The organism is uncultured Clostridium sp., assembly GCF_963527835.1.
GTDB lineage: Bacteria > Bacillota > Clostridia > Clostridiales > Clostridiaceae > Clostridium.
Genome location: NZ_CAURTC010000040.1, coordinates 16,010 through 33,748 on the forward strand (window position 1 = coordinate 16,010; position 17,739 = coordinate 33,748).

16 protein-coding genes and 1 riboswitch are annotated in these 17,739 nt (G+C 27.7%); of the genes, 8 read left to right on the forward strand and 8 right to left on the reverse strand.

Translation table 11 applies throughout. The annotated features are described in order from the left end of the window. Positions 1-5: 5 nt before the first annotated feature. Entirely contained in the window at positions 6-167 is a 162-nt protein-coding gene (locus RYM86_RS15425) for a hypothetical protein (RefSeq protein WP_315081598.1), read from the forward strand. Between the two features lie 297 nt (positions 168-464). Here RYM86_RS15425 and RYM86_RS15430 read toward each other — a convergent pair whose 3' ends face one another. Next, positions 465-1,253 carry an HAD family hydrolase gene (locus RYM86_RS15430; protein WP_315081599.1) on the reverse strand — a complete coding sequence of 263 codons (789 nt, stop codon included), beginning with the start codon at positions 1,251-1,253 and terminating at the stop codon, positions 465-467. Positions 1,254-1,475: 222 nt separating this feature from the next. Between RYM86_RS15430 and RYM86_RS15435 the strand changes: the two genes are divergently transcribed. The 4 genes from RYM86_RS15435 to ndk all read left to right on the forward strand — a co-directional run bounded on the left by RYM86_RS15435 (position 1,476) and on the right by ndk (position 5,437). After that, positions 1,476-2,213: a phosphatase gene (locus RYM86_RS15435; RefSeq protein WP_315081601.1), complete on the forward strand. Its 738-nt coding sequence runs from the start codon at positions 1,476-1,478 to the stop codon at positions 2,211-2,213. 124 nt (positions 2,214-2,337) lie between these two features. After that, positions 2,338-2,772, forward strand: a complete 435-nt coding sequence (locus RYM86_RS15440) for a GNAT family N-acetyltransferase (protein ID WP_315081602.1) — start codon at positions 2,338-2,340, stop codon at positions 2,770-2,772. 342 nt (positions 2,773-3,114) lie between these two features. Next, positions 3,115-3,213, forward strand: a riboswitch (glycine riboswitch). 65 nt (positions 3,214-3,278) lie between these two features. After that, positions 3,279-4,706, forward strand: coding sequence for a sodium:alanine symporter family protein (locus RYM86_RS15445; protein ID WP_315081604.1), 1,428 nt, complete (start codon positions 3,279-3,281; stop codon positions 4,704-4,706). A gap of 311 nt (positions 4,707-5,017) precedes the next feature. Further along, positions 5,018-5,437 carry a nucleoside-diphosphate kinase gene (gene ndk, locus RYM86_RS15450; protein WP_315081606.1) on the forward strand — a complete coding sequence of 140 codons (420 nt, stop codon included), beginning with the start codon at positions 5,018-5,020 and terminating at the stop codon, positions 5,435-5,437. A 390-nt stretch (positions 5,438-5,827) separates the two neighbouring features. Here ndk and RYM86_RS15455 read toward each other — a convergent pair whose 3' ends face one another. From RYM86_RS15455 to RYM86_RS15475, 5 genes are read right to left on the reverse strand one after another with little or no spacing between them, the layout of a single operon-like run. Beyond that, positions 5,828-6,892 (reverse strand): spermidine/putrescine ABC transporter substrate-binding protein, encoded by a 1,065-nt coding sequence (locus tag RYM86_RS15455; RefSeq protein WP_315081608.1) that lies wholly within the window; start codon positions 6,890-6,892, stop codon positions 5,828-5,830. After that, entirely contained in the window at positions 6,879-7,679 is an 801-nt protein-coding gene (locus RYM86_RS15460) for an ABC transporter permease (RefSeq protein ID WP_315081610.1), read from the reverse strand. Before RYM86_RS15460 ends, RYM86_RS15455 begins: the two co-directional genes overlap by 14 nt. Next, a complete protein-coding gene (locus tag RYM86_RS15465) occupies positions 7,673-8,515 on the reverse strand; it encodes an ABC transporter permease (protein WP_315081611.1) in 843 nt (280 codons plus the stop codon). The genes RYM86_RS15460 and RYM86_RS15465 overlap by 7 nt, the downstream gene beginning before the upstream one ends. Continuing rightward, positions 8,508-9,557: a spermidine/putrescine ABC transporter ATP-binding protein gene (gene potA, locus RYM86_RS15470; protein ID WP_315081612.1), complete on the reverse strand. Its 1,050-nt coding sequence runs from the start codon at positions 9,555-9,557 to the stop codon at positions 8,508-8,510. Before potA ends, RYM86_RS15465 begins: the two co-directional genes overlap by 8 nt. 22 nt (positions 9,558-9,579) lie before the next feature. Beyond that, a complete protein-coding gene (locus RYM86_RS15475; RefSeq protein WP_012449673.1) occupies positions 9,580-10,119 on the reverse strand; it encodes a helix-turn-helix domain-containing protein in 540 nt (179 codons plus the stop codon). A 339-nt stretch (positions 10,120-10,458) separates the two neighbouring features. On the opposite strand from RYM86_RS15475, the gene RYM86_RS15480 reads away from it, so the two are divergent. Then, complete coding sequence (locus RYM86_RS15480; RefSeq protein WP_315081613.1) at positions 10,459-11,589, forward strand: GNAT family N-acetyltransferase; 1,131 nt, start codon at positions 10,459-10,461, stop codon at positions 11,587-11,589. Positions 11,590-11,661: 72 nt separating this feature from the next. After that, the gene (locus RYM86_RS15485; protein WP_315081614.1) at positions 11,662-12,519 is read left to right on the forward strand and encodes a YcdB/YcdC domain-containing protein; all 858 of its coding nucleotides are present in this window, start codon (positions 11,662-11,664) and stop codon (positions 12,517-12,519) included. A gap of 153 nt (positions 12,520-12,672) precedes the next feature. On the opposite strand, the gene RYM86_RS15490 is transcribed toward RYM86_RS15485, so the two are convergent. After that, complete coding sequence (locus RYM86_RS15490) at positions 12,673-14,073, reverse strand: alanine/glycine:cation symporter family protein (RefSeq protein WP_315081615.1); 1,401 nt, start codon at positions 14,071-14,073, stop codon at positions 12,673-12,675. Between the two features lie 318 nt (positions 14,074-14,391). Beyond that, positions 14,392-16,920, reverse strand: coding sequence for a transglycosylase domain-containing protein (locus RYM86_RS15495; protein ID WP_315081616.1), 2,529 nt, complete (start codon positions 16,918-16,920; stop codon positions 14,392-14,394). A gap of 101 nt (positions 16,921-17,021) precedes the next feature. Here RYM86_RS15495 and yunB point away from each other — a divergent pair, with 101 nt between their 5' ends. Further along, on the forward strand, positions 17,022-17,669 hold the full coding sequence (gene yunB, locus RYM86_RS15500; protein WP_315081617.1) for a sporulation protein YunB: 648 nt from the start codon (positions 17,022-17,024) through the stop codon (positions 17,667-17,669). Positions 17,670-17,739 lie beyond the last annotated feature (70 nt).

Here is a 17,739-nt window from a genome sequence, read left to right on the forward strand (position 1 = left end):
CTAAATTGGTTATAAATAGTGATGCACATTTTTGTACTAAAATATGTGAATTTATAAGTGCAATTGAATTACTTAAAGAAGTGGATTTTCCAGACGAATTTATAATTAATAGTAAACCAGAAGATTTGTTATTAAGATTAAATAAAAAAGAAAATTATAAGATTTAGAAATATAAAATGAATAGTTTTAGAAGAGTATAATATATACTTTGCTAAAACTATTCATTTATCTTAATACATAAAAAATTACTTCTTTTATTTTTAGCAACTGTATAAAGAACTATTACAGTTGCTAAAAGTGTTATAGTTCTTTATACAGTTGCTAAAAGTGTTATAAAAATTGCTATTTCTATAAAGATAAATTTTTTATTATGTTTTATAAAATTTTAAGTAATTATATTAACTCTAAATATCATGTTGCTAATTATGTTTTTATTTTAATGCTACTGTAAAATAAATTGATTATTATACAACTACATGTTCCATTATAGCTCCTAATACACCATAATCTTCATTGCTTTCAGCTATGTATTTTGAATGTTGCTTCATATCTTCCGGAGCATTTTTCATAACAAAGCTGTATTCTGCTTCATTTAACATTTCTATATCGTTATAATAATTTCCAAATGCCATAGTTTCTTCTTTTATAATATTATCATTTTCCATTATTTTTCTTAATGCAGTACCCTTATTTACTGTTTTATTAGTTATATCAAGCCAAAACTTATCTGTAATAACTACGTTGAAATTATTTCCAAATAGTGGTTCTATAACTGGATTTGAATTTTTTATTGCATGATCTAAGTCACATAAAGTTACTTTGATTATATCATCTTCAACTTTAGAAATATCATCAACAACTTCATATCTTACATAGAACCTATGTATTTGTTTTAAATATTCATCAGAAAAATTTTCTAAATAAGCACATTCTACACCACATAATACTATTGCAATATTTTTTATCTTTCTAGCTTCTTTTATTATATCTTGTATTACATTTTTATCCATGACATCTTTAAAAATTAGCTCATTATTATGATATACTAGAGCTCCATTATCAGTAATATATGATAATCTATTAGCTACAGGACCAAAGTTTGTTTGTAAAGTAGGGTAAGGTCTTCCACTTGCTATAACAAATTTTACATCTTTTTTTGTTATTAGATCTAAAACTTCTGTAAAGCTTTCTGGTAAATGTCCATTTTCATCTAATAAAGTCCCATCCATATCTGTTGCAATTAATTTTATCATAAAAAGTCCTCCTTAAAAGTGATTGTATATATTAATTTAATTTGAGCATATTATATCATAAATAAAACTATTATAACATAAATAAAACTATTATAGGATAATTTGGAATAAAGAATAAAGTATTCTATATGTAAATTTTAAAAAAGTTTAATTTATATTTTAATTATGATAGTATGATAGTTGAAATATAAATTAAACACATAGATGAAAAGAGGGATTTTGATGAAATATGCATTAGATGTACATACTCATACATTGGTTAGTGGTCATGCGTATTCTACTTTAATGGAGAATGCTAAAGTTGCTTCAGAAAAAGGAATAAAGGTTTTAGGTACAACGGAACATGGAATAACAATGCCAAATTCACCTCACATTTGGTATTTTCATAACTATAAAGTATTACCAAGAGAAATGTATGGAGTTACTATGCTTTATGGCGTAGAGGCAAACATAAGTGATTATGAAGGTAATTTAGATATGGATGAATATACTTTAAATAAAGTTGATATTGTTATTGGAAGTATACATCCACAGCCAGGAGTTTATACAGTGGGCACTAAAGAGGAAAATACAAATGCTTTTATGAATGCAATTAAAAATGGAAAAATAGATATAATGGGTCATATTGGTAATCCACAAGTGCCAATAGATTTTGAAAAGGTAGTAAAATGTGCTTTTGAAAATGATGTTTTAGTTGAAATAAATAATAGCTCTTTTACAACTTCAAGAATTGGAAGTGAAGAAAATTGCAAGGAAGTAGCTTTACTTTGTAAGAAATATAGAGCTAAATTAGTTATAAATAGTGACGCACATTTTTGTACTAAAATAGGTGAATTTACAAGTGCAATTGAATTACTTAAAGAAATAGATTTTCCTGATGAACTTATAATTAATAGTAAACCAGAAGATTTATTATTAAAATTGAAGAAAAAAGGAAAATTAGGTGATTTAGAAATATAAATTGAATGTATGTTTTAGTAAAGTGTTGATATATACCATTTTGCCTATTGTATATATCAACATATATTTAAAACATAATTTAAATATATTAATTCGTATAATTTAGGGAAAAGGTGAAGATTATATGGAAATTTTGAGAATTAATGAGAGTGACATAGAAGAATGTGCAAAGATATTTGTAGAAGCTTTTAATGAAGAACCATGGAATGATAAGTGGACAGTAGAAGGGGCATACAGAAGATTACACGATATATATAGATCTCCGCATTTTGTTGGAATTAAATATATTGAAGATAATAAAATTTATGGAGCACTTTTTGGAAACTGTGAAGAGTGGTTTGAAGGTAGACAATTTAATATAAAAGAAGTATTTGTTTCAAAGAAGATTCAAGGAAAAAATATTGGAAGTAAATTAATTAATAGTGCTGAAAGTGAAGTAAAGAAATTAGATGTAGACTTTATGTATTTATCAACTCAAAACAATGATTTAAAAAACTTTTATTTAAAGCACAACTTTGAAGAAGCTAAATCTTTATGCATAATGTCAAAAAAAATTTAAAATTAAAGTTAAAATTTATTATAAGGTAGAGAAATACTTAAATTAGCATTTTTCTATCTTATTTTACAATTCATAATTTAAGAGATGTTTTAGAAAATTTTATTTTTATAGAAAAATATTAATGTTCGCATTATTGTGATATATAAATTAAATAACACAAAATAATACAAATATTAATATTATATGTATTAAAGAATTTAAAAATACTTGCATTAATTATAATATAAATATATAATTGAATAATAAATTTTTAGAACGTTCGGATGAAGGTAGTGGGAGAGTTATTATTATTTACAATAATACACCGAAGAGGGAAATCTTTCAGGTATTAGGACCGCTACTGGACGAGCCTCTGGAGAGACTCATATTTATATGAGCACCGAAGGAGCAAGGCAAATTTTATTTGCTGAAACTCTCAGGTAAAAGGACAGGGGATAGGATTATTAAACTCATTTTGAGTTAATTCTTATTCTCCTCCATAATCAAAAATTAAGGGGGATTTTTTTATGTTATTATCAAATTTCTTATTATCAACAGCTGGAGTTCAAAGTTTTTTTGAAAAAATAGACAGCATCATTTGGGGACCACCATTACTAATTCTTTTAGTAGGAACTGGTTTATATTTAACCATTCGTCTTAAATTTCTTCAAGTATTCAAGTTACCAATGGCTTTAAAATTTGTATTTGGTAAAGATGAAGAAGCTAAAAGTGAAGATGCAAAAGGAGATGTATCTAGCTTTGCTGCTTTATGTACAGCTTTATCAGCAACTATAGGAACAGGTAATATAGTTGGAGTTGCTACAGCAATAAAAGCTGGAGGACCAGGCGCATTATTTTGGATGTGGATTGCAGCTTTTTTTGGAATGGCAACTAAATATGCAGAAGGTTTACTTGCTATAAAATATAGAGAAGTAGATGAAAATGGAGAAATGTGTGGGGGGCCAATGTATTATATACAAAACGGTCTTGGATTAAAATGGCTTGCAAAGTTATTTGCATTATTTGGTGTTGGAGTTGCATTTTTTGGAATTGGAACTTTTGGACAAGTAAATTCAATAGCAGCAGCAGCGGCTAATTTTAATATACCATTACATGTAACAGCAATAATTGTAACAGCATTAGTAGCATTAGTAACTTTAGGTGGAATAAAGAGAATATCTAAGGTTTCAGAAACTCTTGTACCATTTATGGCGGTAGCATATATAATTGGAGCAATATTAGTTCTTGCATTTAATTATACAGCCGTTCCAGCAGCAATAGGGTTAATATTTGAAAGTGCCTTTAATACAAAAGCTATAGGCGGTGGAGTTTTAGGTATTACAGTTACAATGGCTATAAGGAATGGTGTAGCTAGGGGAGTATTTTCTAATGAATCAGGTCTTGGTAGTGCTCCAATAGCAGCAGCAGCAGCTAAAACTAATTCACCAGCTAGACAAGGATTAATTTCAATGACAGGTACTTTTTTTGATACAATAATTGTTTGTACAATGACAGGACTTGCAATAGTAATAACAAGTGGATCTACTGGAATATTTGAAGTAGGAGCGACAATAGAAGGTGCAAGGCTTACATCGGTAGCATTTGAAATGGGTTTACCGATTGCAATGCTAGGTAAATATATTGTTAATATAGGGCTAATATTCTTTGCTTTTACAACAATAATTGGTTGGAATTACTACGGTGAAAAATGTATTCAATATTTATTTGGTACTAAATCAATTATGCCATATAGAATAATATATATAATGCTAGTTGCTATAGGACCATTTTTACCATTAGAATTAATATTTATAATAGCAGATATAGTTAATGGTTGTATGGCATTACCTAATTTAATAGGATTAATAGGGCTTAGAAAAGTTGTAATTCAAGAAACAGAAAAATTCTTTGAAGAAATTAAAGCAAAAGAGTCAATTGAAGAAGTAATAGCTTAATAAGTATTATATAAATTAGATTTATATTTTGGGGCAAAGATAATTTTGTGTAAAAACAAATTATTTATTGTCCCTTTAATATTTTACTTTAAATCTTTTTTCATTCTTTACATAGCTGAGAAAAGTATCTGAACCCAACCCCTTGAACTCTTCCTAAAATTTTTATAGAATACCTTTTCATAAACACACTTCCTTATGTTATAATATGTTATAGTATATTATAACATAAGGTATGTAAACCTTGTGAAAAGGTATATAATAATTATTATAATGCATATAATAATTATGTAGCATAAAAGGAGGGTATCAATATGAGTGAAAAAACTATGGTCTTAATTAAACCTGATGGAGTTAAAAGAAATATAATAGGTAATATTATAAGCTGCTATGAGGCTAATGGCTTAAAAGTCGTTGAAATAAAAATGATGAAGGCAACAAGAGAAATAGCAGAACAACATTATTCACAACATAAAGGAAAGGATTTCTATGAAGAATTAATAGAATTTATAACTGGCAGTCCATTATGCGCAATGATTCTAACAGGCGAAGATGCAATAAATAAGGTTAGAAAAATAAATGGAGCTACAAGTCCTGATGATGCAGCAGAAGGGACTATAAGACATAGATATGCTAGAAGTAAGACTGAAAATTGTGTTCATGCATCAGACAATGCAGAGAGTGCAGAAGAAGAGCTAAAACTATGGTTTCCAGAAGTTAATTTAGGCATATGAAAATAAATAACAAGTCAAATATGCGACGGATATTTTATGAAATACAATGACTTGGAACCTACGAATAGTTGTGCTATTAGTAGGTTCCAAGGAAGAAGTAGTTCACAAAATAAACTAGCATACTGACTAGTTATTTATTTGAATGTGCCTTATAATTAAGAAATCCTTAGATAAAGTTTACTTTATCTAAGGATTTTTTATTCTTTAGGAAATTATAATGCTGGACAATCTGTGGATAACTAAAAAAATACTGTGTTTTAAAGGTACTATTAGTATATCTAAAGACTAAAAAATAATCATATGCCGCAACCATTATTCCTGCACTGCGTTTGGAAAGGGTACATGGCTAAAAAAATCAACGTCTCCACAGTCGTCTTGGCGATTTTTTTATTATTTAGCTGTTTTAATTTTCATCCAAGCATCGTCATATAGTTTTAATGAATTACCTAAATCAGTAAATATTTCACATTTATCTAAGACTTCTTTTGATGGATAAACACCTTCATCATATTTGATATTATCTTCTAACATATCATAAACATCTTTATTAGGTGTTGAATATCCTATGTAATCAACATTTTGTTTTGCATTGTCAGGATCGCAAAGAAAGTTGATTAGTTTTTCAGCATTTTCTTTATTTGGAGCATTTTTTGGAACAACCATACCATCAAACCATTTATTAGATCCTTCTTCAGGAATAACGTACTCTAATTTAGGATTCTCTGATCTTATGAAAGCAGCATCTCCAGACCAAACAGTTGCCATAACAGCTTCTTCACTTATCATTTTATCTTTAACTTCATCTACATAATAAAGAGGCGAAATTGTTTGCTTTTGTTTTACTAACTCTTTAGTAGCTGCATTTATTTCATCAGGATTTGTACTATTTATAGAATAACCAAGCTTTTTTAATCCAATAGCAAGAGTGTCACGCATTGAATCAAACATTATTAGTTGCTTATTATTATATTTTTCGTTCCATAATATATCCCAACTTTTAACTGGTTCTGTAACTATATCAGGGTTGTATATTATTCCAATAGTACCCCACATATAAGGAACAGAATACTTGTTATTTGCATCATAAGATAAATTTTTATAAGCATCATCTATATACTCATAGTTTGGAATATTATTAAAATCTAATTCTTCAATCATATCTTCTTGTATCATTTTTTCAATCATATAATCAGAAGGTATAACTAAGTCATAGCTGCTAGGGCTACTTTTTAATTTTTGATACATGATTTCATTTGTATCATAAGTAGAGTATTCAACTTTAATACCAGTTTCATTTTGAAATTTTGATAATAAATTTTCATCAATATAGTCACCACAATTATAGAAATAGACTGTACCATTTTGTCCTGAATTTTTATCAGAACATCCAGAAAAAAGACCTAAAGTTAATAAACTTGTTAATGCTAAAGCACCGAATAATTTAAATTTTTTCAAATTGTTCACCCCTTGTAAAATTTTGTTTTTTATTTACTATTATTAATAAAGTTAAAACAGCTAAGAACATTAATGTTGAAAGAGCATTAATTTCCGGCTTAATACCTCTTCTAGCCATAGAGTAAATCTCTATAGATAAATTAGTAACTCCAGGACCTGTTGTAAAGAAACTTATAACGAAGTCATCTATTGACATTGTAAATGCCATAAGGAACCCTGAGACTATACCAGGCTTTATTTGAGGTAGTATAACTTTTCTAATAGCATATAGTGGAGTAGCACCTAAATCTTCCGCAGCTTCTACAGTATTTTCAGGTAACTGCTTTAATTTTGGAAGAACTGAAAGAATTACATAAGGAATATCAAATGTAATGTGTGCTAATAACATAGTAGTAAATCCAAATTTTAAATTAATAAATATAAACATAGACATAAGTGCTATACCTGTAACTATATCTGGGTTTAAAACAGGTAAATAATTAATATTTAATATGAAAGATTTTTTTTTGCCTCTCAGTTTGTGTATACCGATTGCACTTATTGTACCAATTATAGTAGCTATAATTGATGCTATAACAGCTATTAATAAAGTATAATAAAGTGCAGACATAAGTCTTTCATTGTTGAATAATTCTTTATACCACTTAAACGTAAATCCAGTCCATTTTCCCATGGTTTTTGATTTATTAAATGAAAATACCATCAAAGTAATGATAGGTGTATATAAGAATAAAAATATAATAATCAAATAGGATTTTTTAATAAAATTCTCTAATCTACTTACCATAATTGTCCACCACCTTCTTTGCTGTCATCATTTTCGAATCTAGAAGTAATGCCCATAAATATTAATATAATTATCATCATTAATATTGAAATCGCAGATCCGAAATTCCAATCACCCATGGTTGTAAATTGTTGCTCAATCACGTTTCCAATCAACATGTATTGACCTCCGCCTAATAATCTTGAGATTACAAAGGTAGAAACAGCAGGCATAAATACCATAGTGACTCCAGAAAGTATTCCTGGCATGCTAAGCGGTAATACAATTCTTATAAAAACTTTAAATCTATTTGCACCTAAATCATGTGCAGCATTTATTAAATCTTGATCCATCTTTATTAATATTGTGTAAATAGGAAGAACCATAAATGGTAAGAAGTTATAAATCATTCCTAGTAAAACAGCACCATCATTATAAAGAAAAGAAATAGGTCCTATACCTATTTTGCCAAGTAATAAGTTTATTAAACCTGTTTTTCCTAAGATAGGTACCCAAGCATAAGTTCTTAATAAAAAGTTCATCCACATTGGTAAAATAAATAACATTATTAAAAAATTTCTTTTATCCAAATTCATTTTTGAAATTATGTATGAAACAGGATATCCAATAATTAAACAAGCTATAGTTGATTTAAAAGCTAATAATATAGACTGTTTAAATATATATAAGTATTGAGAATTAAATAAATTATTATAATTTTCTAAAGAAAATGAGTAACCTGAAGCAGTTTTTATAGTAAAGCTAAAAAATAAAACTATAATTAAAGGAATAACTATAAATAGTGCACTCCATATAAAATAAGGATATGCTAAAATTGAAGTACTTTTTTTACGCATTATCATCACTCTTTTTCATAATATGTATATCTTCAGGATATATATCTAATCCGATTTCATTATCAACGTCTACAGATTTGGTGTTGTGAAGAATGAATGTGAAATCATCTACCTCTACTTGCATTTCATAATGAACTCCTTTGAACATTATAGATTTTACTATGCCTTTAAGCATTCCTTTTTCAGCTTCAACTATTTTTATATCTTCAGGTCTTATTACTACATCAATAATTTCCATTTTTTCAAAACTCTTGTCAACACAGTTAAATCTCTTGTTGCAAAATTCAACATTAAAATCATCAATCATGATTCCAGTTAAAATATTACTTTCACCAATGAAATCTGCAACAAAAGCATTAGCAGGTTCGTTATAAATATCTTCAGGGCTACCCATTTGTTGAATAACACCTTTATTCATGACAATTATAGTATCAGACATAGTTAATGCCTCTTCTTGATCATGAGTTACGAAGATAAATGTAATACCAACTTCTTGTTGGATTTTTTTCAATTCTATTTGCATTTCTTTTCTAAGCTTTAAATCTAATGCACCTAAAGGTTCATCAAGAAGTAATACTTCAGGTTTATTAACTAAAGCTCTAGCTATTGCAACTCTTTGTTGTTGTCCACCGCTTAATGAAGTTATGCTTCTTTTTTCAAAGCCTTTTAATGCAACAAGTTCAAGGATTTCTTTAACATTTTTTGTTATTTTATCTTTAGGGAGTTTTTTTAATTTAAGCCCAAAAGCAATATTTTCGTATACATTCATATGAGGAAATAATGCATACTTTTGGAATACGGTATTTACTTGTCTTTTGTAAGGTGGAAGATCAGAAATATCTTCATTTTTAAATAAGACTTCTCCTGTATCCGCCGTTTCAAAACCAGCAATTATCTTTAGGGTAGTTGTTTTACCACAACCACTGGGTCCTAACAATGTTAAAAATTCATTTTTCCTAATGGTTAAAGATAAATTATCTAATATTTTTTGTTCACCGTAAGATTTACTTATGTTATTTAATTTAATTATATTACCGCTCACCTAAAGCACCTCTCTCTAAAATTTAAAATGATGGTGGAGTACTTATCCAAATAACTTTTGCTGGTGTTTTCCCAGCATTAGAAATATAATGATTAACCTTTGGTTTAAAATAAAAGCTTTCATTCTTTTTAACTTTCAGTTTTCTTTTTCCTAAATGTAGATAAATACTTCCAGATAATACATAACCAAATTCTTCACCATCATGTGGTTCTTCCTCAATATATTGCCCACCTGGCTCAATAGTAATCATAATTGGTTCCATAGCATTTTTTTGAGCGTTAGGGACCAACCACATTAATGAATACTTTAGCTCTTCATCATCTGTTTTAAACATATCATCATTACTAAATATAACTTGTTCTTCTTTTGTTTCACTAAAAAACTCATTTAAATTAGTTCCTAAGATTTCTAGTATGTCCATCAAAGTAGCAATTGATGGAGATGTTAAATCATTTTCAAGTTGGGATATAAATCCCTTAGATAATTCACATCTATTTGCTAATTCTTCCTGGGTTAATTGTTTTTCCATTCTTAATACACGAATCTTTTCTCCAATTTGCAAAATATACACCTACCGTCGAATATATAATATACTCACTTTTACTAAACCTTAAGTTTAAAATTACTAAACAAACAATGATATTATATAAATTTTATTAATAAAAATCAATATTTTTTTGCTAAAAAAAGAAAAAAAATATTCGTTTAACCATTTATTTTACTTATTAGTAAAAAATATGTTTAGTATTATGTAAACTTAAGTATACATATACTAAGAAACATAAGCAAACTTTATTTTTTGCATAAAAGTTTAAAATAGAAAACTAAATAGACAGTTTTAACATTTATTTCAATTATAAATATTGATAAAAACAAGAAAATGTGAGATATTTAAAATAATATGATAAAGAAATTATTAGGTGATTTTATGCAAAAAGAATATCAACTGTATAGAAGAAATGGCAAATTAGTGTATATAAAGCAACCTGAATATGAAGAATTAGCTTTTACGGCAAATTTATGGGCTGATGAAGAAACAATGAGGGATATTGGGGGAGTATATAAATTTACGGAAGATAAGTGGGAGAGTTTTTATAAAAAAATGGTATCTCCAACAGATGGAAGAAATTTTTATTGTCTTATATACACAGTTGAAGATGAGCCTATTGGAGAAGTAAGTTTTCATGGATATGATCCTACAACCAAAGTAGCTAGATCTAATATAAAAATTCATCATAAATATAGAAATATGGGGTTTGGTGAAGAAGCTATGAGACTTATGCTTGAATATTACTTCTTTGATTTTGATGGAGAAATGATATTGGATAAAGCCAAAAATGAATGTGGCAGGGTATTTGCCAATAAATTGGGTTTTCAAGAAAGTGGAACATATCAAAAGGAAACAACATTTAAACTTGCTAAGAATAATTTTTTTTATTTTAAAGATTCAAATGTAAAAAATGTTTCATTTATTATATATGAAAATATAAATATTACAAATTATACTTTATTTTGGGATATATTTAATGAAGTAAATAAATTATCAGATGAAAAAATATTTAATTTTGAGATAATATCATTAACTCATGATATTAATTATAGTAATAATTTGAAATTTGAATTAAATCCATCAAATGTTAGTATTTCAGATTCAAGCATTATAATTTTACCGGATTCAACAAGTATAGAAAATATAATTGACAATGAAAATGTTATAAAAAGTATAGTAGAAGTATATAATCAATGTAATTATATATGTGCTATAGGAAATTCAATAGCAATATTAGAACAAATAAAGTCTTTAACAGGAATGTCAATTCCTAATATTGAAAATTTAAATAAGCTAATAAAATCTGAAAAGTTAAATAAGATAAAGATAGTTAATAAAAATTTCGTCGACAATGGAAAAGTTATGATTGCATCTAACTTAATGGGAATAATAGAAATGATTTTAGCTATAATATTTAAAGTTGTAGGAAAAGATTTAGTAAAACAAATGCAGGATAAATTGGGAATTAACCATATAACATAAAATAGAGTATTTGATTAAATTTTAGTAATATTGTACAATTATAAAAAACCTTATTATAAAGGATTGATGTAAATGAGCTCTAAAAAAACTAAGATGATTAGTGTAATTGTTTTAGCCATTCTTAGTATAACTGTAATATTTGTAATGCATAAATTTATAGGAAATGGATCTAGGGATATTAAAGCTGCTAAAAGTTTTATAGAGAAATTACATGCAATAAATGCAATTGATGATAAAGATGAGTTCAAGAATATAGCATATAAGCGAGTAAAAACGCTAGGTAACAAGAATAAGTTAATCTATAAAACTATAACAGTAAATTCATTTGGAATAGATTTAGATAAAAATTATAATGTTATAGGCTTTGCTAACAAAGATATTAAACAAGACAAAAATGAAATATCATATTATGAAGCAAAAGAAAAGTCAGAAGAATATCTAAAGAAGATATACAATGAAGAGTTAGTTTTTAGAGGAATAAAGAATGAAAAAGATTCAGACAAGCTTCCGTATTATTCTTTTGTATACTTGAAATGTAAAAATGGTTATCCTATATATTCAGATGAAATAATAATATGCATAAATAAATCTAATGGTTTATTAGAAAATTACACTAATTCATCAATTCAAAAAGAATGTAAAGATTTTGTAATAAATATATCACAAGAAGAGGCAGAAAAAGAAGCGTTGAGTTTATTTGATAAATTTAATGCTAATGGAGAAGTTGTTTATCCAACTGAACTAGCTTATGCTGAAAGAAAAACAAAAGGTGAAAAAAATTTAAATTCTGAACTTTGCTACGTTATTACAGTAAAAGGTAAAGATGTAAATGATGCAGAATTTACAAATAAATTTTTTATAACTACAGAATCTAAAGAAGTAATTAATAACATAAAATATGGCGCAGAAAATTCAGTAGTGACTGATTAAATAATTTGAACAGTGCTATGTTTTAAAAAGTGAATTTTAACGTCGCTACGCCATTATACTATAATATAAGCATTGATTTAAAACAGGATAAAATAAAAAAATGTAATGATTAATTAATCATTACATTTTTTTGTATTTATATTTTAACTGACTCTATTTCCATTCATCAACATTTGTTAATTCAGGTATAGACGAAGCTTTAAATACAGGCTCTTTTATTCCGGCTTTCTTTTGAGCTCTATAGTCATCCAATGCTTTAAATGCAAACTTACCAAGTAGAGTAATTGCAATTAAGTTTATTATAGCCATGAAGCCCATGAATGTATCAGCTAAGTTCCAAACTATGTCTAAATTAGCTATGGCTCCAAAAAATACCATAGAAGCAACAGCTATTCTGTAAACAATTAAGTATATCTTTTTCTTGCTTAAAAATCCAATATTAGATTCACCATAATAGTAGTTACCTACAATAGAACTAAATGCAAATAGTAATATACAAATAGCTACAAATATAGTTCCGAAGCTACCTATTTGAGAACTTAAAGCATTTTGTGTTAGTTGAATGCCTGTTAATCCACCGGATAAATCTATATCAGCAAGCAATATTATAAATGCTGTACAACTACAAATTATTATAGTATCTGTAAAAACTCCAAGTGTTTGAATTAACCCTTGCTTAACTGGATGAGTTACATCAGCAGTAGCTGCAGCATTTGGAGCACTACCCATACCAGCTTCATTAGAAAATAAACCTCTTTTTATTCCAGTCATTAAAGTTCCGCCTAAAGTTCCACCAATAGCTGGTTGCAAACCAAAAGCATTTTCTAAAATTAATGCGAATACTCTAGGAATATGATTAAAGTTTTTGAATACTACAAATAGTGATACAAGTATATAAACAACTGCCATTATAGGAACAATTATTTCAGATACTTTAGCAACTCTGTGAACTCCACCAAAAATAATTACTAAAGTTAAAGCTGTTAATATAATTCCTATAGTAATTTGATTTATTCCAAAAGCTTCATTCATAGCTAGAGAAATAGTGTTCGATTGAACAGAGTTGAATACTAGTCCAAAAGAGACTGTTATTAATATTGAGAATAAAATTCCCATCCATTTTTTCTTTAATCCTTTTTCGATATAATAAGCAGGGCCACCTCTAAATGCACCATTTTTATCTTTAATTTTATATATTTGAGCTAATGTAGATTCAACAAAACTTGAACCTGCGCCAATTAAAGCTATAACCCACATCCAAAATATTGCACCAGGTCCACCAATAGATATAGCAATAGCAATACCGGCTAGATTACCGGTTCCTACTCTTGATGCTGTGCTTATACAAAAGGCTTGGAATGATGTTACACTGCCTTTTTTTCGTTCAGATGTAACGCCGTCACCTAATAACCTAAACATTTCTTTTATAAATCTAAATTGAACAAATTTAGTTTTATAAGAAAAATAAAGACCTAAAACTATTAACAACGCTATAAGAATATATGTATACAAAAAATCATTGAACTTTATAAGTAAATTGTTAAAAATATCCAAATTTATGCCTCCTTCACCAGAAAAAAATATGTCGATTAATATAATTTTATATTGTAAAAGCAAAAAATGCAAGAATAAAAAGCAAAAAATTCAAAATTAATAAACTAATATTATAAAGATTATTAGTTTAAGTAGGGTCTGCAAACACTGAGATTATATAAAAAATAGAAAATGCAGGGAGAAGTTGACAATTATTCATTTTCCGATAAAAACATTTAAATTTATATATATTTTATGCTATATAATAAATAGAATACGGAGTTTTTTTTATTTTAATAAAAAACGACACATTAAAAATTTAATGTGTCGCTTTTCATATTAATTTGGTTTTAATGGTTTTAATATAGAATTTAATACTGAATCATTTTGATCAGTCTCAGGAGGCCTATTAGTATTTTCCTGAGGAGTACCATTATTGTTTGGGATTTCTAATTCACCTTCCTCATTTACGTTTGGAGGAGAAAGCTCTGGATTAGCTTGCTCTTCTGTATAATTATCTTGTGAATGTGGAAGTACGTATATATAATCCCTAGTTAATGGATTAGGATATTTTTTGCTTATAAAAACTCTATTTTGAGTTAATAATGATGGTGTATTAGCGCCAGCTAATTTATTATTAAGTCTGTTTATACGCCCGCTAATATGAATATTGCATGTTTCATGTGGTTCGGTTCCTTCAATAAATAATTCTTCTGTAATTCTATTTCCTCTAGGATCACTGCCACATAAGTTTGATGGTAGCTTACCTGAATCTTTACATACAGCAACATGAACAATTCCGCTAGGTTCCTCTAAATCTTTAATTTCCATTCCTTTATGTGCTTTAGCCATTATTTTTCCCCATAAATTAGCACATACAGTTCCAGATCCACCAAATACAGTTTTAGGATTATCATAACCAACCCAAATTGATCCTGATAGATAAGGAGTAAGTCCTGCAAACCATAAGTCTTTTGCATCTGTAGTAGTACCTGTTTTACCAGCAACAGGCATATCACCCCATTTAGCAGGGGCACCACCATAAAAGTTAACAGGTCCTTTCAATAAGTCATACATTATGTATGCAGTCTCTGGTGAAAATACTTGCTTTTCTTTAGGGTTTCCTTCTAATACTGTATTACCTTTTGGATCAACTACTTTTGTATAAAGTAGAGGTTCTACGTATAGACCATCGTTACCAAAGCTTCCAAATGCAGCTGCTAATTTATAAGTATTACCACCATCTCTATCATTAGGATTGTTATTATATTGACCCAATGCAACAGTAGCTATAGAAGTTTTAGATGCACTGTTAAATACAAGACCTAAATTTTCTCCATAAGATATTCCTGTTTTTAAACCAATAGTGTCTGCCGTTATAACAGAAGCAGTATTTTTAGAATACATTATTCCTTCACGCGGAGATATAAGACCTAAGTATTCATCAGGTGAATTCCTAAGGATATTAGGTGGAGCATATGCAGGATATTTTTTTGTTAATTCTGGTGATAGTGGAGCATCATCTATTGATGTTGCAGCAGTTATTATCTCTTGATCTATACCAGGGCCATATACAGTAAGTGGCTTAGTAGTAGAACCTATTGATCTTAAATCGTTATAAGCTCTATTGTTTGACTGAGGGAGTTGTTTACCTCTTCCACCAACCATAGCAAGAACTTTACCATTTCTATAGTCTGTTATTGTTGCCGAAGCTTGTAACAATGGAATTTTATTTTCATCATAAGCTTCTGAATTTCCAACATTTAAATTTTTATAGTTATCTAAAGTTTTTTGAGTAAAATCTTGTAAATCTCTATCCATAGTAGTATAGATTTTTAAACCACCATTAACTATCAATTTAGAAACTTCTTCATCTGTATATTTGTATTTTTCCTTTAAATCTCTCTTAACTTGAGATACAGCTGGATAAACAAACCATTCATAATTTAAACGAAAATCTTTTTTACTTGATTTAAAAACTAATTTGCCATTATTAATATCTTGAACACCTTGATTATATTCACTTTCTGAAATATAACCTAATTCATTCATTTTAGATAAAACAGTTAAGGTCCTATTAATATATCTTGAAGGATCTTTTTGGTTATTTTCATTATAAGCACTATAATAACTTGGTGCTTGAGTTATACCTGCTAAGTAAGCACATTCAATTAAACTTAAATCAGTTGCATTTTTACTAAAATATAGTAATGAGGCAGCTTCAACACCATACACTTGACCACCAAGAGGTATTGTATTTAAATATGCAGTAATTATTTGATCTTTACTTAACTGGTCTTCAAGATCAAGAGATAAGTAAACTTCCGTTACTTTTCTTTTTATAGATACTTCATTAGTAAGAACCGTATTTTTAATAAGTTGTTGAGTTACTGTAGAAGCACCATGTAGTCCTTTTTGTCCAGTTAAAATTTTCTTTACATCTGTTAAAGCAGCGCCTAATATTCTTTGAACATCTATTCCTCTATGTTTAAAAAAACGTTCATCTTCAATTGATATAAAGGCATTTTTAAGATTGTCTGGAATTTTATCAGAAGTTATCACATATCGTTCTTCATCTGTATGTAAATTATCCATAAATTCTTCACTATTATCATATAAACTTGAAGCTTGATTTAATGATAAAACATCTTCAACATCTAATGGCGGGGTAGTTTTTATAATTGCAAGTAAGTATCCTGCACCTACGATGGATACTACTAATATAAAAGCTAAAAACCCAATAACTATTTTCTTTAATATAGTAGAGGCAGTTAATTTATTTTTTCTCTTTTTCTTCTTTTTTCTTTTATTATTAGTGTTTTTATTAGTACTTTTTTTTGTTTTATTTGGAGTTTTTTCAGTCGACATTCTATCCTCCTAAAATTACGTTAATGATTAAATAATATTCTTTATTATTATAGCATACTTATAATAAGAGTAAACTAATAACTCGTCATAAAGGTAGTGAAATGAAATATTATACAAAACGGAAAAAACGGAAATATATACCAATTATAGTAATTAGTATAGCCCTTGTTATTATCTTTAATTCAGTAATAGTTCTTTTGGATAATAAAGTTATGCCATCGTTGGATAGAGTAGCAGAGATGACCGTAAGATCAAGAGTTCTTAATATAATTAATAGTAATAGTATTAAGCTTTTTGCAGATGAATTTAATTATAATGAAATGATAAAAATAGAAAAAGATAATGATGGAAATATCACTCTAATTCAAGCGGATACTGTAAAATTGAATTACTTAGCATCTAAGTTATCTATACAATGTAATGAGGAATTGCAAAATCTTGAAGATATAAAAATAAAAATACCATTAGGATGGTTTACAGATAATAGTATTTATTATAATTTAGGACCACAAATGGCTATTCGAGTTGAAGATGTAGGAAATATTAATGCAAATTATGAATCGGGATTTGAAAGTGCAGGAATTAATCAGACTAGACATAGAATATATCTTAATGTTGAATCAAAAGTTAGAGTGATTTTACCATTTAAAACTAATGAAGTTGAAATAGTAACTAAAGTACCAGTATCAGATACAATTATAGTAGGAAAAATACCAGAAACAGCTATTGATTTTAAACCGAGCAATTAAAAAGAAGCCTTATTTAATAAAATGGACCCTATATAGTAGACACTCATAAAAGAGAGTCTATCTATATAGA